Origin of the sequence: Anaerofustis sp. NSJ-163, assembly GCF_024135845.1 — a bacterium.
Classification (GTDB): Bacteria; Bacillota; Clostridia; order Eubacteriales; family Anaerofustaceae; genus Anaerofustis; species Anaerofustis butyriciformans.
In genome coordinates this window covers 237,556-260,445 of the sequence record NZ_JAMYJV010000001.1, presented here as the reverse complement: position 1 = coordinate 260,445, position 22,890 = coordinate 237,556, and the positions used below count along the sequence as shown (strand labels likewise).

Genomic DNA, 22,890 nt, shown 5'->3' with positions numbered 1-22,890 from the left:
GTTTATTATGAAAAAAATATTATGTGCTTTATTAGTTTTGGCTATGTCTTTAAGCTGCTTTTTTGGCTGCGGTACAAATAAAGAAAAAAAAGAAGAAGGAAAAATAAAAATTGTTACGACAATTTTTCCGGAATACGACTGGGTTATGAATGTGCTTGGTGACAAAAAAGACAATGCAGATGTTACTTTGCTTCTTGATAACGGAGTGGATTTACATAGTTATCAGCCTACTGCCGATGATATTTTAAAAATTTCAAACTGTGATTTATTTATATACGTAGGCGGAGAGTCTGACGACTGGGTTCAAGATGTTTTGAAAAAAGCAGACAATAAAAATATGAAAGTTATAAATCTGCTTGATGTTTTAGGGGATAAAGCAAAAGAAGAAGAGGTTATTGAAGGAATGCAAAGTGATCATGAGCATGAAGAGGGTGAAGAGCATGAACATGATAAAGACAATGAAAAAGAGAAAGCACAGGTTGAAAATAATAAGGAAGAGGAAAAAGAAATAGATGAACACGTTTGGCTTTCTTTGAATAATGCAAAGGTTCTTGTAAATAAAATCGGAAGTACATTAATGGAAATTGACAAATCAAACAAAGACACTTTTAAGAAAAACACACAAGATTATATAAAAAAATTAGACAAGCTCAATGAAAAATACAAAGAAACAATAAAAAAAGCAAATAAAAAGACTCTTATATTTGCAGACCGTTTCCCATTTAGATATATGCTTGATGATTACGGACTTAATTATTATGCGGCATTTGCGGGATGTAGTGCCGAGACGGAAGCTAGTTTTAAAACAGTAAGCTTTTTATCAAAAAAAGTTGATGAGTTATCTATAAATTATCTAATTACAATAGAAGGTTCTGATAAAAAATTGGCAAAAACAATTATTTCTAATACAAAAAGTAAAAATCAGAAAGTTTTAACCATGGATTCAATGCAGTCTACAACATCGAAAGATATTAAAGAAGGGAAATCTTATCTTGATACTATGGAGAAAAATCTAAAAGTAATGGAAAAAGCCGTAAAATAAGGAGGGCGTCATGTCTTTAATGACCATAAAAAATATCTCTATAGGGTACAGTACGAATACTTTGAGAGAAAATATAAATTTTAATATTGAAAAGGGAGATTATCTTTGTATCTTCGGAGAAAACGGAAGTGGAAAGACGACTTTATTAAAGACACTTTTGGGGCTTAAAAGCCCCTTAAAAGGAGAAATTGTTTTATCAAATGAACTTAAAAAAAATGAAATAGGGTATCTTCCCCAAATTGACGAGATACAAAAAGATTTCCCTGCTTCCGTATGGGAAGTAGTTTTATCCGGTTGTCAGTCAAAACTTGGTTTTAGTCCTTTTTATTCAAAAAAACAAAAAAAACTTGCAAGAGAAAATATGGATAAAATGGGGATATCAAATTTAAAGAAACATTGTTTTAGTGAACTTTCGGGAGGGCAAAGACAGAGGGTTTTATTTGCAAGGGCTCTTTGCGCCGCAGAGAATGTACTTTTTCTCGATGAACCTGTAACGGGACTTGATCAGGGAGCCTGCAGGGATATGTATGAAATGATTTCAATGTTAAATAAAGAAGGTCTTACCATAGTGAGTATATCTCATGATATTAAAAATTCAATTAAATACTGCAGTAAGGTTTTATATCTTGGTAAAAAAAGTTTATTTTTATCTAAGGATGATTATGTTGATTTAGTATATAAGAGTAAAATGCTTAAAGATGGAGGTGTAAGGAAATGATTGAAAAGTTGATATTTTACCTTGATTATCCATTTGTTGTTTATGCGTTAATAGTGGGGGTGCTTATTGCTCTTTGCTCTTCTTTGCTTGGAGTAACTCTTGTATTAAAGAGGTTTTCGTTTATAGGTGACGGGCTTTCCCATGTGGGGTTTTCACTTATAACAATAGCTTCTGTTTTAAACCTTACAAATGATATGCTTCTTGTCCTTCCCTGTACGATATTATGTGCGGTGTTTATGTTAAAATCAGGAAAAAACAGGAAAGTAAAAGGTGATGCAATGATAGCGATGATTTCCGTTTCGTCTCTTGCATTTGGATATTTGATAATGAATGTGTTTTCATCATCTTCCAATTTAAGCGGGGATGTGTGCACTACTCTTTTTGGCTCAACGTCAATACTTACTTTATCACATTATGATGTTTTAATGTGTATAGCATTATCGGTAGTTGTGGTATTGTTTTTCATTTTATTCTACAACAAGATATTTGCGGTTACATTTGATGAAGATTTTTCAAAGGCTGTGGGAGTAAATACAAATAGATACAATTTAATGATAGCAATAATAATTGCAGTAATAATAGTTCTTGCAATGAATCTTGTAGGTTCGCTTTTAATATCTGCTCTCATTATTTTTCCTGCTCTTTGTGCAATGAGGTTATTTAAAAGTTTTAAAGCCGTTACCTTATGTTCTGCTTTTATTTCTGTATTTTGTGCATTGTTTGGGATAATAATATCCATCCTTGCAGGCACACCCGTAGGTTCAAGTATTGTAGCAATAAATGCAGTTATGTTTATAGCCTGTTATTTTATAGGAATGGTAAGAGGAGGTATTTAAGATGAAAAAAGCAGTTGTAATGTTAATGTGTATTATTATATCAATATCTTTTATTTCTTGTTCGTCAGAAGAAGCTGAAAATCAAAGCACACCTCAAAACGATTTACAAAGTACTGATAAAGAAAATACAATAAATGAAAATACTGAAAAAGAAAGTTCCGATAATAAAAAATCGGACAAAAAGGAAATTGTAGATTTAACTAAACTTTCCTCTACCATGGTTTATTCCGAAGTATACAATATAATGGTAAATCCTGACGATTATGTAGGAAAGATAATAAAGATGAAAGGAACATTTAATGTTTATCACGACGAGAAAAAGGACAAGAATTATTATTCCTGTATAATTCAGGATGCAACGGCGTGTTGTGCGCAGGGAATAGAGTTTAATTTAAAAGGTGATTATGAATATCCAAAGGATTATCCTAAAGAAGGCTCTGAAATTACGGTTATGGGTGAATTTATCCGATATAGTGAAGGAAAACACGTTTACTGTACTTTGAAAGATGCTGAACTTTTATAGAAAATTTTTATGGTTATTTTAATATTCAAAGGGCTGTTTCATTATATTAATTATTCATTGCATGCTTGAGCAATTATGATAAAGAAAATATAATTAAAATATATTTATATGAAAGAAGGGGAAAGTATGAATAAAGTTGTTTATGTTAAGGTTTACTTTAAGCTAAATTACAAAGAAGTTACAGTTAAAGTTCCAACATGTGAAAAAAGAACAAGTATTTTCGGAAATGAAAAAGATGTATATGTAAAAAAGAAATAACTTGTTGAAGACGGAATGTCTGACTTTATTATAGACGGAGAACGTTTGGCAAAAGATACTCAAAGTGAAGTTGAAAAATTGAATGCAGAAAACTATGAAGTTGTATCAATTTCTCCTATTACTTCAGGGAAATGGGTATGTGATTTTAAAGAAGGAGATATCAGCGGTAATATCAGAGAAGGGGAAGGTATGATAAGAGGTAATTCAGGTTATGGTTACGGTTATGGGTATAGCTTTACCGAAGGTATGATGATTATTGCAAAGAAAGCAAATGATTAATTAATTTGTAAATTATAATATATTTATTATAAAGGCAGGGAAATATTTCCCTGTCTTTTTTGTGTTTTGATATTTTATTGTCAAAATTTTGGATTTATTGTAAAATAGAAGGTAAGAATTCGGAAATTTGAATTAATATAATTTAATTTAATATAAATTAGAGGGGTAAGATATGATTACTGGTGAAATAAAAAATAAAATAGATGGTTTATGGGATGTGTTTTTTTCTGGCGGACTTACAAATCCAATGGACGTAATTGAGCAGATGACATATTTAATGTTTATTCATGATTTAGATGAAGCGGACAACAGGAAGAAAAAAGAAAGCATAATGCTTGGAATTCCTTATGAGACTATATTTAAAGAGATTGTTAATATAGATGGAAGAGAAATAAAGGGGCAGGAGCTTAAATGGAGCGTATTTAGGGATTACCCTGCAGAAAAGATGTATGATGTTGTGGGGAATTATGTATTCCCATTTATTAAAACTCTTGACGGTAACAAAGAAAGTGCGTATTCAAAGTATATGGGGGATGCGATTTTTAAAGTTCCAACACCTTTAGTTCTTGAAAAAATTGTTACGGGAATGGATGAAATTTATACAAATTCAAATAGGGTACATGATTTGGATTTTAGAGGGGATATTTATGAATATCTTCTTTCAAAGATTGCGACTGCGGGAGTAAACGGACAGTTTAGAACCCCAAGACATATTATTAAGATGATGGTTGAGCTTATGAAACCGAAGGCTGATGATGTTATATGTGACCCTGCCTGCGGTACTTCGGGATTTTTGGTAAGTGCGGGAGAGTGGATAAAGGAAAACAGAAAAGAAGAAGTGTTCTTTAATAAAGAAAAAAGAGAACATTATATGACAAGGATGTTCACGGGCTACGATATGGACAGAACCATGCTTAGAATCGGAGCCATGAATATGATGACCCACGGAGTTGAAAGCCCCAACATAGAATACAAAGACAGTTTATCAGACCAAAACGAAGATAAGGATAAATATACTTTAATATTGGCAAATCCACCTTTTAAAGGAAGCCTTGACTATGACATAGTATCGGCGGATTTACTAAAAGTATGCAAAACAAAAAAGACGGAACTTTTATTCCTTGCGTTATTTTTAAGAATGCTTAAAATTGGCGGAAGGTGTGCCTGCATTGTTCCTGACGGCGTATTGTTCGGTTCTTCAAAGGCTCATAAACAGGTAAGAAAGGCGATAGTTGAAGAAAACAGACTGGAAGCCGTTATTTCCATGCCTTCTGGGGTATTTAAACCTTATGCGGGAGTATCCACTGCGATTTTAATTTTCACCAAAACAGGAAACGGCGGAACTGATGAGGTATGGTTTTACGATATGAAAGCCGACGGTTTCAGCCTTGACGATAAGAGAAGCGAAGTAAAGGAAAATGATATTCCTGATATAATAGAAAGATTTAACAACTTAGATAAAGAAAAAGACAGAAAGAGAACCGAGCAGTCATTCTTTGTAAAGAAAGAAGAGATTGCAGAGAACGACTATGATTTATCAATAAACAAATATAAAGAAATCGAATATATCCCTGTTGAACATCCGCCTACAAGGGAAATTATAGGAAACATAAACACCCTTCAAAGAGAAATTGACGAAGACATGAACAAGCTTATAGATATGCTTGGGGAGGGTGAGTAAGGTGAAGGTTAAGGTAAAATTAAAAGATATTACTTCATATTCAAAAGGTCAACAAATAAATAAAGAAGATGTACTTGATAATGGGAAATATAATTATTTAAATGGAGGAATGGATTTTTCTGGTAAAGTTAATTTATACAATGTTGATATAAATACTGTTACGGTTAGTGAAGGTGGTAATTCTTGTGGTTATGTAAATTATATAGATTATCCTTTTTGGTGCGGAGCACATTGTTATTATTTATATAATAATAATATTAATACAAAGTATTTATATTATGCTTTAAAAAGTCAACAAAATAGATTAATGAAATTAAGATCAGGAGCATGTATGCCTAATATAAAAAAATCTGTTTTAGGCGATTTTGAATTTTATATTGATAATAATAAAGACAAACAGAAACAAATCGTTTCAATTTTGGATACGGTTAGCGGAATAATCGAAAAAAGAAAAAAACAGCTTGAAGATTTGGACGAGCTTGTTAAGGCTAGATTTGTTGAGATGTTTGGCTCTGTTAAAAATAATAAAAATGGTTATGATATTGTAACTATTGACGATGTATGTTCTTTGATAAAAGACGGAACACATAAAACGCCAATATATACGGAAGACACAAAACAAGGATATAAGTTTTTATCTTCTAAAGATGTTATGACTCAAAAAATTGATTGGACAAATATTAAATATATTCCTTCTGAATTACATGAAAAATTATATGCTACAATACAGCCTAAAAGAAATGATATTTTAATGTCAAAGAATGGGGTGAATTATGGTGTTGCGGCTATTAATGATACAGATGAAGTTTTTGATATCTATGTTAGCCTTGCTTTATTGAGACCAAAAGTTAACCTAATTAATCCTATATTTTTTAGATGTTTAATAAATAATTATGATACAAAGATTCAATTTGATAGGAGTATAAAAGGAATAGGTGTTCCAAATTTACATTTAGGAGAAATAAAGAAAACAAAAATTATTGTTCCCCCAATAGAACTACAAAACCAATTTGCCGATTTTGTAAAACAAACGGAAGAAATTAAAGAGAAGGTGAAGAAATCACTTGATGAAACGCAGGTGTTGTTTGATAGTCTTATGCAAAAATACTTTTAGGGGTTTTACCCCTAAAACCCCACGACTTTTTTGTTCGCCTAAAAAAGTCGAAAAAAAGGGCGCCACTGGGCGTGGAGGTTTAGAGTTTCGCTCTAAAGAGCGACCATATTTTTGCCAAAGCCCAAAAATATGGAAAAAACGCTTTTACTCATGCGCCGTAAAGGCTTATAACGTGGTCGGATTTTCTAAAAAATCTCTGCCCGAGATTTTTGAAACGACCACTACCGCTACCCTGTGGGGTTGGGGGAATGATTTGAGGTGAGGATATGGAAGAAGAAAAAAGATTGGAAGAAAATGAATTAAATAAAGATGATTTTATAGAGCAAATATGTAAATACGGGTATTTTTCTGAACAAATTCCAGAGTGTTTTAATACGAATGCATTTATTGAAAAATTAAATGATTTGTTAGAAATAACACATACGAATGATACAAAAATAATAACTCAATGTACGGATTTGTCAATATATAAAGATGATTTATCCAGAAGAATTATATCTCTTCCTAATCCTAAATCATTTTTAAGATTAGTAAAATATATGTATGAACACTTTGATGAAATTAAAAAATTTGCATATAGTGAAAATTCTTTATCGCCAATAAATAGGTTTAGTGACTATAATGTCGATATGAAAAATTTTTTAAATATTGAAAATTTAAAAGATGATAATATTATAAAGAGTGATTTTATTGAAAATATAAGGACTAATATAAAAATTTCTTTAGGATATAAATATTGTTTAAAATTAGATATTGCAAATTGCTATAATTCAATATATACACATTCAATTTCATGGGCTGTTTGCGGAAAAGAAGATTCTAAAAAATATCTTATAATAGTTAATCAAAATAAAAAGAAAAATAAAAATAAAAATAAAAATAAAGTTGAAATAACATTACCAGAAGATGTAATGAAAAAATGTAAAATATGTGATAATTTAGATAAATATATTAGAGAATTAAATTTTAATGAAACAAGCGGGATTATTACAGGTCCTTTCACTTCAAGAATATTTTCAGAAATAATTCTTTCGGGAATAGATACAGAACTGGATAATAAAGGTTTTGTTTTTAAAAGATATGTTGATGATTATCGATTTTATTTTAAAACAAAATTGGATGCTGAAAATTCTTTAAGTTCTATAATTACAATTTTGCGAAAATATAAATTTAATATAAATGAGTCAAAGACTGACATTTTAGAATATCCATTTAATATGTTATCAGATTTAAAGGCTAAGTTTAAAAATGCTATGGAAGAAAATGGAATATTTGAAGTATTAAATACGGCAAATATTTTATATGATGCAGGAGAAAAAGGGGCTTATAAATACGCATTAAAGATAATTAAAGATAAAGATGTCATAATTGATTTTGATGTTATTCTTCCAACTTTAATAAATATTATGACAGTAAATTATAGATATGGTAAATATATATTACCTTTTTTAGAAAAAAATATTGATAAATTAGATAAAAATGAATTTAGTGAAATTATAAATTCTGAGTTATCAAATGCAATAAAAAAAGGTTATCAACAAGAATTATTAATGTTTTTAAGTTTTATTAAAAAGTTAAAATTAAGAATCACATCAGATAATTTAATAAATGTTTTAAAAAACGGAGATGATTTTTCAATTATAATTGCATTGGATATAATAAAAAATTGTAAGAATTTAATTGATTTTGGAACAAATTGTATAATAAAAGTTTATAGAGAAGTTGTAAAATTAAAAAAGAATTTAAAAAGTGAAAATTATGATGGTGCAAGATGGCTATTAATATATGAAATTCAAAGACATAAGTTAATAAGTCGTTTTAATATAAAAATCAATGATGAATTTTTTAACAAGATGAATAATTTAAATATTTCATTTTATGAGGAATAATAAAACATACTTACATAATATTTTTTATTCATAGGCAGGGGTAGCTTTTCTGTCCGTAAAATGCGGGCAGCATTTTGCGAGACATTGAAAAGCGTTTAAGCCTTCACGGCGTTTGAGAGAAAGCCTTTTTTCCATATTTTTGGGCTTTGGCAAAAATATGGTCGGGTTGTTAAGGGTTGAAAACCCTTAAATATGGAGAGCATTTTATGAGACATTGAAAAGCGTTTAAGGCCCTTCGCCTAGAAGCGCCCTTTTATTCGACTTTTTTAGGCGAGTAAAAAAGTCGTGGGGTGTAAGGGGCAAAGCCCCTTAAAGATGAAATATTTAAAGAAAAGAAATATTTAAAGAAAAGGTTGTTAAGGGCATAGCCCTTAAATAATAGGGGTATAAGGGGCAAAGCCCCTTAAGAAAGGTTCTTAAGGGAACTCCCTTAAGAAAGGAAAGGAGAAAGTTATGACCAACTTTGATTTTCTTTTAAAAGAGAAAAAGTTTGAAAGTTTTGCAAATATTGCCGTATCGGCAGAAAAGATATTTAATATAGACATGGAAGCCTGCGCCGTAAACTGCAGAAAGGCTATGGAAATAGCAATTAAGTGGATTTACAGCGTTGACAGGATACTCGATAAACCATATAGGGATAATCTGCAGACTCTTATGAACAGCGAAGAGTTTAGGGATATTATAGACAGCGATTTATATAAGAGAATGGACTTTATAAGAATAGTAGGCAATAACGCTGCTCATAATAATAAAAAGGTAAGCGAGGAACAGGTTAAACTGTCCCTTGAAAACCTGTTTGTATTTATGGACTTTGTGGCTTACTGTTATGCAGACAGCTACGAAGAGAGAAAATACGACCCTTCACTTCTTGAAAGAAAAAAAGAAGGAAAGGTAAAAAAAGAATTTGCAGACATAGACTTAGAAAAACTTTTAAAAGAAAACGAAGAATTAAGGAAACAGCTTTCAATACAAGGAGAAGAAAAGAGAGAAACCTATACCCCAAAATCTCTGGACTTATCGGAATTTAAGACTAGGAAAATATATATTGATACCATGCTTAGCGATGTGGGCTGGGTTAAGGGAAAAGACTGGATAGACGAAATTGAAGTTAAGGGAATGCCTAACAAAGGCGGGGTAGGATATATAGATTATGTATTATATGATGATGCAAACGTGCCTTTGGCGATTATAGAAGCGAAGAAACTTTGTAAAGACCCTTCTGCGGGCAGACAACAGGCTAAACTTTATGCGGATATTTTACAAAAAGAGTACGGAAGAAGACCGGTTGTATTTTTGACAAACGGATTTAAAACATATATAGACGACGGAGAATATCAAGAAAGAGAAGTTTCCTTTATATACTCAAAGAGAGATTTGGAAAAGCTCTTTAACTTAAAACTTACAAAGGAAAGTTTAAAATATATAAAAATAGATAAGAACATTGCGGGAAGATATTATCAAGAAGGAGCGGTAAAAGCCGTATGCGATGCATTTGATAAGAAGAGAAGAAAGGCTTTACTTGTAATGGCTACGGGATCTGGAAAGACAAGAACCGTAATATCTTTATGCGATGTGCTTTTAAGAAAAGGCTGGGTTAAAAATATATTATTTTTAGCGGACCGTAATTCTCTTGTAACTCAGGCGAAGAGAAGTTTTGTAAATCTGCTTCCTAATCTTTCGGTTACCAACTTATGCGAGGATAAGGGAAATTATTCTGCACACTGTGTATTCTCAACTTATCAAACCATGATAAACGTAATAGACAGCGTAAGGGATGAAAAGGGGAGGATGTTCAGCTGCGGACATTTTGACCTTGTGATATGCGACGAGGCACACAGGTCTATTTATAATAAATACAAAGAAATATTTGAATACTTTGATGCTCCTTTGGTTGGGCTTACGGCTACACCTAAGGATGAAGTAGGGAAAAATACATACGATATATTTGGGCTTGAAAACGGAGTTCCGACTTATGGGTATGAACTTGGACAGGCTGTAAAAGACGGATATTTGGTGGATTATATAACCATTGAAACAAAGCTTAAGTTTATGGAAGAGGGAATAAGCTACAATGAGTTAGACGAAGAGGAAAGGGAAGAGTATGAAAACACCTTTAAAAACGAAGACGGAACCATACCTCTACATATAGATTCATCAAAGTTAAATTCTTTTGTATTTAACGAGGACACAATAAAACAGGTATTAAATACCTTAATGACAGATGGATTAAAAATAGATTACGGCGAAAAGATAGGCAAGAGCATAATCTTTGCAAAAAATCACAAACACGCGGAAAAGATACTTGAAGTGTTTAACAAGGAATATCCTCACTTAAAAGGGTATGCTTGTGTTATAGATAATTATACCAATTACGCACAAAGCGCCATTGATGAATTTGCCACTTTAAGTAAGCTTCCTATGATTGCAATTTCCGTTGATATGCTGGATACGGGGATTGATGTGCCTGAAATATTAAACCTTGTATTTTTCAAAAAAGTAATGAGCAAGGCGAAGTTTTGGCAGATGATAGGAAGAGGAACGAGACTTTGCGAAGGGCTTATTGACGGAGAGGATAAGAAGAACTTTTACATATTTGATTTTTGCTCTAACTTTGAATTCTTTTCCATGGGAGGAGAAAACAAAGAAGCAGGGGAAGTTAAAACCATTCAAAGCAGTATATTTAATCTTGAATTTAATCTTTGCTATAAACTTCAAGACAGCGTTTATCAAAATGATGAGATGAGAGAATTTAGGGATAAATTGGTTGATGATTTAATAAGGAAAGTAGGAAGACTTAACAAAGATAATTTTGCGGTTAGAAAGCATATTCAAATTGTGGAAAAATATCTTATTAAAGAAAGTTACAATGTAATAGATTTTAGGGATCTTGAGGAAGTAAAAGAAGAACTTTCACCTTTGATACTGCCTGATGAGGACGACCCAAGGGCGGTAAGGTTTGACGCACTTATTTATATGGTTGAACTTTCAGTACTTGAAGGGAATAAATACACCAGGGGAATAAGCGATATAGAAAAAAGGGCAGGTGCCTTAAAAAAGGCTACTACAATACCGGAAGTTATGGATAACATAGACATAATAAATAAAGCATCAGACAGAGAAAGACTAAACAATATGGACATTGAAGGGTTAGAGGAAATAAGGAAAGCTCTTCGTGATTTGATGAAATATATTCCAAAGAGTAAAAAGAACATTTACAGCACTCATTTTGACGATGATATACTTTCTAAACAAGTCAATGCTTCATCCTTTAGCGATGACGGACTTGAAAACTATAAGGAAAAAGCAGAGTTTTACATAAGGAACCATATGGACGAAGAGGTAATAAAGAAGATAAAGAACAACAGACCTCTAGGCAGTGAAGACATGAAAAAGCTTGAAGACATACTTTGGAACAAAATAGGTTCAAAAGATGATTATATGGGAGAGTTTGGAGGTAAACCTCTTGGAGAATTTGTAAGGCAGATTGTAGGGCTTGACATGAATGCCGCAAAAGAAGCATTTTCAGGATACCTATCAAGAAATAATCTAAACAGCAATCAGATATACTTTGTAAATCAGGTTATAGAGTACATTGTAAAAAACGGGGTTATGAAAGATTTTTCCGTAATGACACAATCGCCATTTAACGATGCGGGAAGCGTTGCGGATTTATTTGAAAGTGATATGACTGTTTGGAATTCACTTCTTGGGGTGATTAGGGAAATTAATGCTAATGCCGGGGTGTAGGTGATATATGGAGGATTGAGATAAAATGAGTTTAGATAAAAAGACTATAGAAACATTGTCTGTTAATGCAGTAGAAGAAAGTGTTGTTACATCTGGTTTATTAGATAGTTATATTAACGAAAATGATAAAGAGCCTTCATGGGATGGGGCTGTTTATATATATAAATGTAAAAAGAAAACAAAAGAAAATTTGAGAGGAAGAATGCCTGTTCAAGTAAAAGGGAAAGAGTGTAATGATCACTCGAAAAAAACTATTTCGTTTTCTATACCAACAGTGGATTTAAAAAATTATCTTAATGATGGAGGATGTATGTTTTTTGTTGTATATATTGGTAATAATGGGCTTACAAAAAAAATATATTATGATGAACTTACACCGATAAAATTAAGACAAATATTATCTGAATCAAAAAAACAAAAAAATAAAAGTTTGCATTTAAAAGAATTTCCGGTAGATAATAATGAAAAAAATACAGTTTTTTTAAATTGTTTACAAAACTGCGAAAAGCAAAAAAGTTTTAAAGATTGTGAGTTGTTTAGTTTAGATGAATTAACTCAAAAAAATGTGTTAGAAGATCTTTTTATTCCTGTTGAATTTGCTGGAAAATTTAATTTACAGACATTTTTATTAAAAAATGATTTTTATATTTATGCTAAGATTAAAGGGAGTTCAGTTCTCCATCCCATTAATATAATTCTTAAAAATATACATACTCATCAGATAATAGATGGGTTGATTACAATTGATGATAAAGTGTTTTACAAAAATTTTGAAGTCGAAAAAACTGCCATTGAAAAAATTATTCATATTGGAGAAAGCTTTTCTATTCATTTTATTGAAAACAGTAATGAAGTTAATTTTAGATATAACAACTCTAAAAAATTGAGTGTATTAGTACATGATCTTAATTTTTTTCTTACATATATTGAAAAAGGATATTTTAATATAGATAATGTAAGAATTCCATTTAATTGTGGTCAACCTAAAATAAGTAAAGATGAAATTGAGAAACAAAAAAAATATCTTGAATTTGCCAAAAAACTTATTAGAGTTTTTGATTTATTAGGATGCTCTGATGATATTAATATTAGTGATTTAAATGATAATGATTGGAAAAGAGTAGGAATTTTAATGGAGGTTTTCTTAGATAAAAATGGAATTATTGAGTTTAAAGAAAATATTAATATTATAGGATATATAGATATTGGTAAATTAAAATTTCTTGTTTTTTTAGAGAAACTTAAAAAAGATAGAGTATATAGAATACATAATTTCTTTAATTATAATTTGAATGTTTTTGTAAAAGATATAAATGGAGAAATGTTTTCTGTTTCACAATTTCATAGTTTATGTTATAAAGATTTATTAACACTAAATAATATCGATTTTAATATATTGCTTCCTGCATTTAAAAAAATAGAACATCATAGACTAACATATTATGTAGCAAGTGATTTCTTTCTTGAATTATTAAAAGCTTATGATATAGCAGAAGGGATTAGGAAAGAGAAAATATTAAAAACTTGTCAAGAATTTTGTGACTGGATTTCGCAAGCTCCAGATCAAGAGTTTGATAAGCAAATTAAAATTTTGAATAAGTTACAATTTATCAAAAGGATAAGAGAACTTGATTTAAATGAGAAAGAATGTTTACGTAAATTACTTGCTGATAATTCAACAAAATATGATATTATAGTAGGGGCATATTTACTTTTGGAACAACAAGAAGCAGCTGAAATATATTTTTCAAAGCTTTCTGAAGAAGAACAGAAAACTTTTAAAAAATATCCAATATATCATTTTTGGAGAAAAACAGATGTAATATAAGATGTAAAAGTATATAAAAATAGATTTGAGAAAAACGTATATTTAAATAAAACACAACGTTCATAATTTTATGGACGTTTTTTATTAAAAAAGTATTATGAAAGTAAGTAAGTGTTATGAAAACATATTCATAAAACATTGATGTATATCATTACATTTGTAATGAAATATTTTTAACAAGATAATTGTAATAATCTTTGAAAAGTTGAAAAAGTCCTTATTTACAGGTATTTATTCAATTGTAAAAAAAATGATGAATTTTTGAAAAAATTTTTAAATTATCCTTTATTTTTTAATTATTATTTATTATAATGGATTAGATGTAAAATATATATAATATAATTTTTAGATAAATTTTTGGGAGGATATATTATATTATGGCTAAAACAATGAAAACAATGGACGGTAATACTGCCGCTGCTTATTGCTCTTATGCATTTACAGAAGTAGCTGGTATTTACCCAATCACACCATCTTCTCCAATGGCTGAATGCGTTGATGAATGGTCAGCTGCTGGAAAGAAAAACTTATTTGGTGAAACTGTTGATGTTATTGAACTTCAATCAGAAGCTGGTGCTGCAGGTGCAGTTCACGGTTCTTTAGCATCAGGTGCTCTAACAAGCACATACACAGCATCACAAGGTTTACTACTTATGATTCCTAACATGTACAAAATCGCCGGTGAATTACTTCCAGGCGTTTTCCATGTATCAGCTAGATGTTTAGCATCTCACGCTCTTAACATTTTCGGGGATCACACAGACGTTATGGCTACAAGACAAACTGGTTTTGCTATGCTTTGCTCTAACTCTGTACAAGAAGTTATGGACCTTGCAAGTGTTGCTCACTTAAGTGCTATTAAAGGTAAAGTTCCTTTCGTACACTTCTTTGATGGTTTCAGAACAAGTCATGAAATTCAAAAAATCGAAGAAATGCCTTATGAAGAATTAGCTAAATTAGTTGATTATGATGCAGTTCAAGAATTCAAAAATCATGCACTAAATCCTGAACATCCTGTAACAAGAGGTACTTGTGAAGGACCTGAAATCTTCTTCCAAGCAAGAGAAGCTTCTAACAAATTCTATGATGCAGTTCCTGCTATCGTAGCTGATTACATGAAAGAAATCAGCAAAATCACAGGAAGAGATTACAAACCTTTCAACTACTATGGTGCTGCTGACGCTGAAGACATCATCGTAGCTATGGGTTCTGTATGTGAAGCTGTTGAAGAAACAGTTGATTACTTAAACGCTAACGGCGAAAAAGTTGGTTTATTAAAAGTTCATTTATACAGACCATGGGCTCCTGAATACATGTTCGAAGTTTTACCTAAAACAGTTAAGAGAGTTGCTGTATTAGACAGAACAAAAGAACCCGGTGCATCAGGACAACCACTTTACTTAGACATCAAAGATGCTTTCTATGGTAAAGAAAATGCTCCTTTAATCGTTGGTGGTATTTATGGTCTTGGTAGTAAAGATACTACACCATCTCACATTAAAGCAGTTTATGACAACTTAAAAGCTGAAAACCCTAAAAATGATTTCACAATCGGTATCGTTGATGACGTTACTAACAAATCATTAGAAGTTAAAGAAGATATTATCACAGTTCCAGAAGGAACAGTTTCTTGTAAATTCTGGGGTCTTGGTTCAGACGGTACTGTAGGTGCTAACAAATCTGCAATCAAAATCATCGGTGATAACACAGATATGTATGCTCAAGGTTACTTCGCATATGACTCTAAAAAATCTGGTGGGGTTACAGTATCTCACTTAAGATTCGGTGAAAAACCAATCAAATCAACATACCTAATCGCTGACGCTGATTTCGTATCTTGTTCTACACAAGCATATGCTGAAAGCTATGACTTAGTAAGCGACATTAAACCAGGCGGAGTATTCTTATTAAACACTGTTTGGGATATGGACGCATTAGAAAAACATCTACCAAAAGAAATGAAACAAACTATTGCTAACAACAATATTCAATTCTACACAATCAACGCTACAAAGATTGCTGAAGAAATCGGTCTTGGTAGAAGAACAAACATGATTATGCAAGCTGCATTCTTCAAACTTTCTGAAGTTATGCCTTACGATAAAGCTGAAGCTTTATTAAAAGAATCAGTTAAGAAAACATATGGTAAAAAAGGTGACAAAGTTGTTAACATGAACATCGCTGCTATCGAAAACGGTGTTAGCGAACTTGTTAAAATTGATGTTCCTGAAAGCTGGAAAACAGCTGACAACGAAGCTCCTGCTAAACCTGAAAGAACTGAATTCGTTGAAAAAGTATGTGACGTTATGAACGCTCAAAAAGGTGATACACTTCCTGTATCTGCATTTGACGGTTATGAAGACGGTACATTCCCAGCTGGAACAGCTAAATACGAAAAGAGAGGCGCTGCTGTTAACGTACCTGTATGGGAAGCTGAAAAATGTATCCAATGTAACCAATGTTCATATGTATGTCCACATGCAACAATCAGACCTTTCTTATTAAATGAAGAAGAAAAAGCTAACGCTCCTGAAGGATTTGATACAATCGCATCTAAAGGTCCTGGAGTTGAAGGCTATGAATACAGAATCCAAGTTTCTTCTTATGACTGCTTAGGTTGTGGTCAATGTGTTGAAACTTGTCCAACAGGTGCTATTAAGATGGTACCTATCGATGATGTACTTGAAGAAGAAGGTAAATGTTGGGATTACGCAATGACACTTTCTAAGAAAGACATCAACGTAAACAAATTCACAGTAAAAGGTTCTCAATTTGAACAACCATTACTTGAATTCTCTGGCGCTTGTGCTGGTTGTGTTGAAACACCAGTTGCTAAATTAGTTACTCAATTATACGGAGACAGAATGTACATTGCTAATGCTACAGGTTGTTCTTCAATCTGGGGTGCATCAGCTCCTACAACTCCTTATACAACAAACGAAAAAGGACAAGGTCCTGCATGGGCTAACTCATTATTCGAAGACAATGCTGAATTTGGTTTCGGTATGATGCTTGGTGTTAAGAAAATGAGAAAAACAATCGCTCATAAACTTGAAGCATTAATCGCTGACGACGCTGTAAAAGCTGAAGTTAAAGATGCTGCTAAAGCATGGTTAGAAGTTAAAGACCAAGGTGAAGAAAGCAAAGAAGCCAGTGTTAAATTAGTTGAAGCATTAGAAGCTTACGGATGTGACAATGAAAATGCTAAATATGTATTAGCAAACAAAGATCAATTAGTTAAAAAATCATTCTGGATTCTTGGTGGAGACGGTTGGTCATACGATATCGGTTACGGCGGACTTGATCATGTACTTGCATCAAACGAAGACGTTAACGTATTAGTATTCGATACAGAAGTTTACTCAAATACAGGTGGTCAATCTTCTAAAGCTACACCAGCTGCTGCAATCGCTGAATTTGCTGCTTCTGGTAAGAAAACTAAGAAGAAAGACTTAGGTATGATGGCTAAGACATATGGTTATGTATATGTAGCACAAGTTTCAATCGGTGCTGATAAGAACCAATTAATCAAAGCTATCAAAGAAGCTGAAGCTCACAATGGTCCATCTCTAATCATTGCTTACTCTCCATGTATCAACCATGGTATTAACATGACTAAAGCTGGTAGTGAAGCTAAGAAAGCTGTTGAAGTTGGATACTGGCATCTATTCAGATACAACCCAGATCTAATTGCTGAAGGTAAAAACCCATTCACATTAGACAGCAAAGAACCTAACATGGAAGGATTCATTGACTTCCTTAAAGGTGAAAGAAGATACGCTAACCTTGCAAGACAATATCCTGATAAAGCTGACGAATTATTCGAAAAGAATAAACAAGATGCTCTTGAAAGATATCAAGGTTACAAAACATTAGCTGAACAAGAATAATATATTCTCAAAAATTAAAAGGCACTGCTTATGCAGTGTCTTTTTTATTAGGGGTTTCACCCCTAAAACCCGACCAAATATTTGCTCGCCCAAATATTTGGATAAAAGGGCGCCACTGGGCGTGGCGTTTTAGGGTTTCGCTCTAAAGAGCGACCAGTATTTTTCCGAAGAAAAAAATACTGGACAAAATTCTTTCACTCAAGCGCCGTGAGGGCTTATACGTGGTCGAATTTTCTAAAAATCTCTACCCGAGATTTTTGAAACGACCACTACCGCCATCCTCGCTAAATTAATTTTTATATAAAAGGGGGTACAGAAGTGAAAAGTAGGTTTCATATTTTTTGTTATATATGAGAAGGTGGAACATCAAAGTAAAATATATGTTTAGTATTTGATGTTTTTTCGTTGAAAAGTAGGAGTCTTTAAGGGATACTCTCTTAATAATCCAACCAAATATTAGAATAATAGGGCGCCACTGGGCGTGGAGTTTTAGAGTTTCGCTCTAAAGAGCGACCAGTATTTTTCCGAAGAAAAAAATACTGGACAAAATTCTTTCACTCAAGCGCCGTGAGGGCTTATACGCACTCGGATTTCATGAAAAATCTACCCGATTTTTCTATGAACGAGTGCTACCGCTGTCCCAACTAATTTAGCTTTTTATGTACGGTAGTGGGGCATAGAAGTGAAATAAGGGTTAAGTTTTTTCATGATTTAAGAAAGATAGTTGAACAGCAAAGTAAATAAAGGTTTTAGTATTTGATGTTTTTACGTTGAAAAGTAGGAGTCTTTAAGGGATACTTTCTTAATAGTTTGACCAAATATTTGGATAAAAGTGTGCCACTGGGCGTGGAGTTTTAGAGTTTCGCTCTAAAGAGCGACCAGTATTTTTCCGAAGAAAAAAATACTGGACAAAATTCTTTCACTCAAGCGCCGTGAGGGCTTATACGCACTCGGATTTCATGAAAAATCTACCCGATTTTTCTATGAACGAGTGCTACCGCCGACCCAACTAATTTAGCTTTTTATGTAAGAGGGTGGGGCATAGAAGTGAAATAAGGGTTAAGTTTTTTCATGATTTAAGAAAGATAGTTGAACAGCAAAGTAAATAAAGGTTTTAGTATTTGATGTTTTTACGTTGAAAAGTAGGAGTCTTTAAGGGATACTTTCTTAATAGTTTGACCAAATATTTGGATAAAAGTGTGCCACTGGGCGTGGAGCCTTTAACGCACTCGGATTTCATGAAAAATCTACCCGATTTTTCTATGAACGAGTGCTACCGCTGTCACAACTAATTTAGCTTTTTATGTAAGGTAGTGGGGCATAGAAGTGAAATATAGGTCTATTATTTCTTTATGTGCTAGAGAATAGAAGATATCAATGAAATATAAGTTTGTTGTTTTATTTCTTTGTGGGGGATTTGATCATTGAAGTAAAATATGGGGGCATGCATTTAAGGAATTGGTTTATGATGCTTTCAGTAAAATATTTATCTCTTCTCCCTAAAAGGTAAAAAAGACTTCAAGGCGAAGCACTTTATAACGTGGTCGGATTTTCTAAATATTTCTAACCAAGATTTTTGAAACGATCACTGCCTTTATCCAATTAATTTAGCTTTTTATGTTATAAATTTATATATAAAATTTTAATGATAGTTTCTTTTTGTGTTGAAAGTTAAATGTTATTCTAATCTTATAGATATATTAGAAGATAATATATTATTTTTATATAACAAAAAATATATATTATAAATAAATATTAATATTACCTAAAATATGTTAAAATATATTTAAATTATAATTATATATTTAAATGAATTTTGTAATATTTCTATAGGGGATTATGGGGAATGAAATTTACAAAATATTGATTATATTTTATATTTTGTAATATGTAAAGGGAGAAAGGAAATGGAAAATATTTTAAAAATTTTATTTGTAAGCATTATTGTCATTGTCGTTTGTATGTTATTTTTTTATAATTATAAAAAGAAAAATGCTCTAAATTTCTTAAAAAGAGGTATTATGGCTCATTCTTGTGGAGAAATTGACGGAATACATTATACGAATTCAAAAGAAGCTTTTGAAAATACAATAAATAAGGGAATAAAACTTATTGAGGTAGATTTTTCTTTTACTAGTGATAATAAAATTGTTGCACTTCATCCTTATCACAAAAAAATATATGAAACTTTGGGACTAGGGTATCTTAAAAAAGGTCAATTATTATCTTATAAAAAATTTAAAAAGATTAAAATATGTGATAAGTATACTACAATGGATTTTGATGATGTTATGTCACTTTTAAAAAAATATAAGGATATATATGTTCTTATAGATATTTCAAAAGATTTGGATATAGAAACAACAGAAAAAATGTATAAAATAATAACACAGAAATTATTGAAGAAGAGACTTATTAAAAGAGTTGTTGTTCAAGCAGGTTCAATCGATATGTTTGAAACTATTGAAAAAATATATGATTTTCCTATTAAACAGTTTTATATTCAAAGGAAAAGATATGAAAATAATGAACTTGATGAAATATTAGAGTACATGGATACACATAACGGATTTGTAACGGTTGGATGTCATAAGGGATATGCAAACGAAGATTTTGCAAATGAAGTACATAAACACGGTTATTATTTTAATACTTTCCCTATAAATGATTTGGAAGAAGCTGAGAAGTTATTTAAAATGAATGTAGATTATATTTGTACTGATGATTTGAATTATGATGAAATCAATAAGCTAAGGGAAGAATTAGGAAATTAATAATATCCATTATAAAATTTAGTTTGATATTTTAATGATGTTTATATTAGGTTGTAGGGTAGAAGATAAAAGAGATTTTGTTCTTATAATTTTTATGTAATCAATTATTGTTTAAAATACAAAAGACCGGCTTTTATACCGGTCTTTTTGTGTCTACAAATATATAACTTTTATCAATTTATTAAATTTTATTATGGATTTATATAACAATTACAAGTTGCTTTTTATATTAATCGGAGTAGTGTTTTTTAGTTATATATTTGTATTAATACATAGAGTGTTGTTAGATATGTTTTTATTATTTATTAATATAAGTTTTGATATATCATACATTAGAGTTTTATATCGTATTTTTAAGTTTATTATGCTTTTTTATATCCACATTTTGGACATATGCCTTTTTCGTTTAGTGCTATTCCGCAAAGTGGGCAACGTTCGATATTATTTTTAGTTTCAAATTCTTCGCTTGCTGCATTTACACCGCTTGTAAATGTGATTTTTGCAATGTTAAGTTTATCTTTTAATAAATCGTATACGATTTTTATCATTCCTTCAACTGTCAATGTTTCCTTAGTTACAACTAGGCGACATTCTGGATAGGCTTTTGCAAGCTCAGTTTCAAATTTAGGTCCTTTCATTTGATTTTGTGGTGAACCGTCTTTTATACCTTGTTTTTCATAAACGTCCAAAACTGCAGGTAAAAGCGGGTCGTCTTCTCTTAGAATTAGTGCATGGTCAAAGTTTTTTAAAACTTCCCAAGCTGTTTTTTGAATTTCGTTACAAGGGAAAACCATGTTTACTCCTTCTTCGATTGAATCTTCAACTTCTATTGTTAGAACTCCTGTATGTCCATGAAGATATTGTGCTTCTCCTTTAAAACCGTAAAATCTGTGTGCGTATTGTAAGTCTAATGTTGTAATACTTCTCATTTTTTTACCTCCTTTATATGTTTAAATTTTTTCTCATGGTTTTCTCATGAGTTTTTATGTATTACACTTTCGATATATTTTATATAAGTTATATTTTTGTTTTTACCTTGAAAGTTAATATATATTTCATTACATTTTATGTTTACCATTTTTACCCATTAATTTATTTATATAAACATACATCAAAAGTGTTTTTAACAAGTGTATTAAAATATTTTATCTCTAAATTAGAATGATTCTAATTACAATTTGAATATATAATATATTTGATTAATTGTCAACGAAATATCGTTTATTTAATTAACTTGTAATATTTGTAATAAAGTTGTAAGTTTTTGTTTTAAATAGAGAGTTATTTCAAAATAGTATTTAAAATGAAAAGTTTGTATAAAAAACTAATAAATATATTAAGTATATTAATTCTTAAAAGTATATTAAGACTTTTTTACAAAAGGGGAAATCAATTTTTATTATGGTATAATTTGTAAAATTGTAAAAGGTGAGTTTAATAAATGAAATGTCTTGATTGTGGATTAGAAATGGAAGAAGGAATTGTAATTGCTTATAGTTTAGCCTTTGGAGTATGGAACGAGTTTATTTCAAAAAAGGAAGCGGAGAAAAAAGGATTTAAAGCCATGTTTAGAAAAACCATTACAATTCCTTTAAAAATGGAAGAGCAAAAAGCTTGGCACTGTCCAAATTGTAAAAAGGTTTTAATGTGGGTAGATTCTAAAGAGTAGTAAAATCTGCTCTTTTTTTATAAAGTTAATTGAATAATATGTAATGAAAACATTAATACATATAAGATAATATTAAATATTGGTATATGATTGTTAGGATGTTATAGATATTGATAATTACAAAATAGTATAAAATTAATAAAATATTTATATTATATTTTATAAAAATAGATTTACTTTATTTTTTTAAGGGGTACAATATATTTATAAAATAGGAGAAGATTATGAATTTTAATTCTTATGTTGCAGCATTAATAATTATAATACTTTTTATTTTTGCACTTTACAAAAGCATAAAAAACAAAGGTAAATGCAGCGGCGGGTGTGATGGGTGTATGTATAAGGATAGTTGTCGTAAAAATAAATAAAGGGGCTTTGCCCCTTAAAAACCCCACGACTTTTTTACTCGCCTAAAAAAGTCGAATAAAAGGGCGCCACTGGGCGTGGAGCCTTGGACGCATCGGGATTTCATGGAAAATCTACCCGATTTTCCTATGAACCGATGCTACCGCCTAGCCTACCTGTTTATACGTTTTATTAAAGGGTGGAGAACATAGTTGTAAAATTATGGTTCTATTTTTAAATTTTTATATAAGAGTGTTGGATATATAAATAGGGTTTATTTATTTGATAGAGTTACTC

16 protein-coding genes are annotated in these 22,890 nt (G+C 31.0%); 15 read left to right on the top strand and 1 reads right to left on the bottom strand.

Annotated features, from left to right (window positions below):
- Nucleotides 1–7: 7 nt before the first annotated feature.
- The 13 genes from M6G78_RS01215 to M6G78_RS01160 all read left to right on the top strand — a co-directional run bounded on the left by M6G78_RS01215 (nt 8) and on the right by M6G78_RS01160 (nt 20,579).
- Complete coding sequence (locus M6G78_RS01215) at nt 8–1,042, top strand: metal ABC transporter substrate-binding protein (protein ID WP_253229383.1); 1,035 nt, start codon at nt 8–10, stop codon at nt 1,040–1,042.
- A 10-nt stretch (nt 1,043–1,052) separates the two neighbouring features.
- On the top strand, nt 1,053–1,760 hold the full coding sequence (locus tag M6G78_RS01210; RefSeq protein ID WP_253229382.1) for a metal ABC transporter ATP-binding protein: 708 nt from the start codon (nt 1,053–1,055) through the stop codon (nt 1,758–1,760).
- The gene (locus M6G78_RS01205) at nt 1,757–2,596 is read left to right on the top strand and encodes a metal ABC transporter permease (RefSeq protein ID WP_253229381.1); all 840 of its coding nucleotides are present in this window, start codon (nt 1,757–1,759) and stop codon (nt 2,594–2,596) included. Before M6G78_RS01210 ends, M6G78_RS01205 begins: the two co-directional genes overlap by 4 nt.
- 1 nt (nt 2,597) lies before the next feature.
- Nucleotides 2,598–3,119 (top strand): hypothetical protein, encoded by a 522-nt coding sequence (locus M6G78_RS01200; protein WP_253229380.1) that lies wholly within the window; start codon nt 2,598–2,600, stop codon nt 3,117–3,119.
- Nucleotides 3,120–3,245: 126 nt separating this feature from the next.
- Nucleotides 3,246–3,377 carry a hypothetical protein gene (locus M6G78_RS10265; protein WP_256476199.1) on the top strand — a complete coding sequence of 44 codons (132 nt, stop codon included), beginning with the start codon at nt 3,246–3,248 and terminating at the stop codon, nt 3,375–3,377.
- 15 nt (nt 3,378–3,392) lie between these two features.
- Nucleotides 3,393–3,656: a hypothetical protein gene (locus M6G78_RS01195; protein ID WP_253229379.1), complete on the top strand. Its 264-nt coding sequence runs from the start codon at nt 3,393–3,395 to the stop codon at nt 3,654–3,656.
- A gap of 172 nt (nt 3,657–3,828) precedes the next feature.
- On the top strand, nt 3,829–5,337 hold the full coding sequence (locus M6G78_RS01190; protein ID WP_253229378.1) for a class I SAM-dependent DNA methyltransferase: 1,509 nt from the start codon (nt 3,829–3,831) through the stop codon (nt 5,335–5,337).
- 1 nt (nt 5,338) lies between these two features.
- The gene (locus M6G78_RS01185; RefSeq protein ID WP_253229377.1) at nt 5,339–6,451 is read left to right on the top strand and encodes a restriction endonuclease subunit S; all 1,113 of its coding nucleotides are present in this window, start codon (nt 5,339–5,341) and stop codon (nt 6,449–6,451) included.
- Nucleotides 6,452–6,717: 266 nt separating this feature from the next.
- On the top strand, nt 6,718–8,340 hold the full coding sequence (locus M6G78_RS01180; protein WP_253229376.1) for an RNA-directed DNA polymerase: 1,623 nt from the start codon (nt 6,718–6,720) through the stop codon (nt 8,338–8,340).
- A 453-nt stretch (nt 8,341–8,793) separates the two neighbouring features.
- Nucleotides 8,794–12,087 (top strand): DEAD/DEAH box helicase family protein, encoded by a 3,294-nt coding sequence (locus M6G78_RS01175; RefSeq protein ID WP_253229375.1) that lies wholly within the window; start codon nt 8,794–8,796, stop codon nt 12,085–12,087.
- 25 nt (nt 12,088–12,112) lie between these two features.
- A complete protein-coding gene (locus M6G78_RS01170) occupies nt 12,113–13,915 on the top strand; it encodes a hypothetical protein (RefSeq protein ID WP_253229374.1) in 1,803 nt (600 codons plus the stop codon).
- 377 nt (nt 13,916–14,292) lie between these two features.
- Nucleotides 14,293–17,805 carry a pyruvate:ferredoxin (flavodoxin) oxidoreductase gene (gene nifJ / locus M6G78_RS01165; protein WP_253229373.1) on the top strand — a complete coding sequence of 1,171 codons (3,513 nt, stop codon included), beginning with the start codon at nt 14,293–14,295 and terminating at the stop codon, nt 17,803–17,805.
- A gap of 1,907 nt (nt 17,806–19,712) precedes the next feature.
- Complete coding sequence (locus M6G78_RS01160) at nt 19,713–20,579, top strand: glycerophosphodiester phosphodiesterase family protein (protein WP_253229372.1); 867 nt, start codon at nt 19,713–19,715, stop codon at nt 20,577–20,579.
- Nucleotides 20,580–20,941: 362 nt separating this feature from the next.
- Here the strand turns inward: M6G78_RS01160 and M6G78_RS01155 are convergent, their stop codons facing one another.
- Nucleotides 20,942–21,508 carry a 6-carboxytetrahydropterin synthase gene (locus M6G78_RS01155; RefSeq protein ID WP_253229371.1) on the bottom strand — a complete coding sequence of 189 codons (567 nt, stop codon included), beginning with the start codon at nt 21,506–21,508 and terminating at the stop codon, nt 20,942–20,944.
- A 512-nt stretch (nt 21,509–22,020) separates the two neighbouring features.
- On the opposite strand from M6G78_RS01155, the gene M6G78_RS01150 reads away from it, so the two are divergent.
- Both M6G78_RS01150 and M6G78_RS01145 read left to right on the top strand, forming a co-directional pair.
- Nucleotides 22,021–22,248: a PF20097 family protein gene (locus M6G78_RS01150; protein WP_253229370.1), complete on the top strand. Its 228-nt coding sequence runs from the start codon at nt 22,021–22,023 to the stop codon at nt 22,246–22,248.
- A gap of 224 nt (nt 22,249–22,472) precedes the next feature.
- Nucleotides 22,473–22,616 carry a FeoB-associated Cys-rich membrane protein gene (locus M6G78_RS01145; protein ID WP_253229369.1) on the top strand — a complete coding sequence of 48 codons (144 nt, stop codon included), beginning with the start codon at nt 22,473–22,475 and terminating at the stop codon, nt 22,614–22,616.
- Nucleotides 22,617–22,890: the final 274 nt, after the last annotated feature.

Excerpts from the sequence above, each read along its gene's own strand:
- M6G78_RS01215 (WP_253229383.1), top strand. The coding sequence starts at position 8 with ATGAAAAAAATATTATGTGCTTTATTAGTTTTGGCTATGTCTTTAAGC.
- M6G78_RS01210 (WP_253229382.1), top strand. The coding sequence starts at position 1,053 with ATGTCTTTAATGACCATAAAAAATATCTCTATAGGGTACAGTACGAAT.
- M6G78_RS01205 (WP_253229381.1), top strand. The coding sequence starts at position 1,757 with ATGATTGAAAAGTTGATATTTTACCTTGATTATCCATTTGTTGTTTAT.
- M6G78_RS01200 (WP_253229380.1), top strand. The coding sequence starts at position 2,598 with ATGAAAAAAGCAGTTGTAATGTTAATGTGTATTATTATATCAATATCT.
- M6G78_RS10265 (WP_256476199.1), top strand. The coding sequence starts at position 3,246 with ATGAATAAAGTTGTTTATGTTAAGGTTTACTTTAAGCTAAATTACAAA.
- M6G78_RS01195 (WP_253229379.1), top strand. The coding sequence starts at position 3,393 with ATGTCTGACTTTATTATAGACGGAGAACGTTTGGCAAAAGATACTCAA.
- M6G78_RS01190 (WP_253229378.1), top strand. The coding sequence starts at position 3,829 with ATGATTACTGGTGAAATAAAAAATAAAATAGATGGTTTATGGGATGTG.
- M6G78_RS01180 (WP_253229376.1), top strand. The coding sequence starts at position 6,718 with ATGGAAGAAGAAAAAAGATTGGAAGAAAATGAATTAAATAAAGATGAT.
- M6G78_RS01175 (WP_253229375.1), top strand. The coding sequence starts at position 8,794 with ATGACCAACTTTGATTTTCTTTTAAAAGAGAAAAAGTTTGAAAGTTTT.
- M6G78_RS01170 (WP_253229374.1), top strand. The coding sequence starts at position 12,113 with ATGAGTTTAGATAAAAAGACTATAGAAACATTGTCTGTTAATGCAGTA.
- nifJ (WP_253229373.1), top strand. The coding sequence starts at position 14,293 with ATGGCTAAAACAATGAAAACAATGGACGGTAATACTGCCGCTGCTTAT.
- M6G78_RS01160 (WP_253229372.1), top strand. The coding sequence starts at position 19,713 with ATGGAAAATATTTTAAAAATTTTATTTGTAAGCATTATTGTCATTGTC.
- M6G78_RS01155 (WP_253229371.1), bottom strand. The coding sequence starts at position 21,508 with ATGAGAAGTATTACAACATTAGACTTACAATACGCACACAGATTTTAC.
- M6G78_RS01150 (WP_253229370.1), top strand. The coding sequence starts at position 22,021 with ATGAAATGTCTTGATTGTGGATTAGAAATGGAAGAAGGAATTGTAATT.
- M6G78_RS01145 (WP_253229369.1), top strand. The coding sequence starts at position 22,473 with ATGAATTTTAATTCTTATGTTGCAGCATTAATAATTATAATACTTTTT.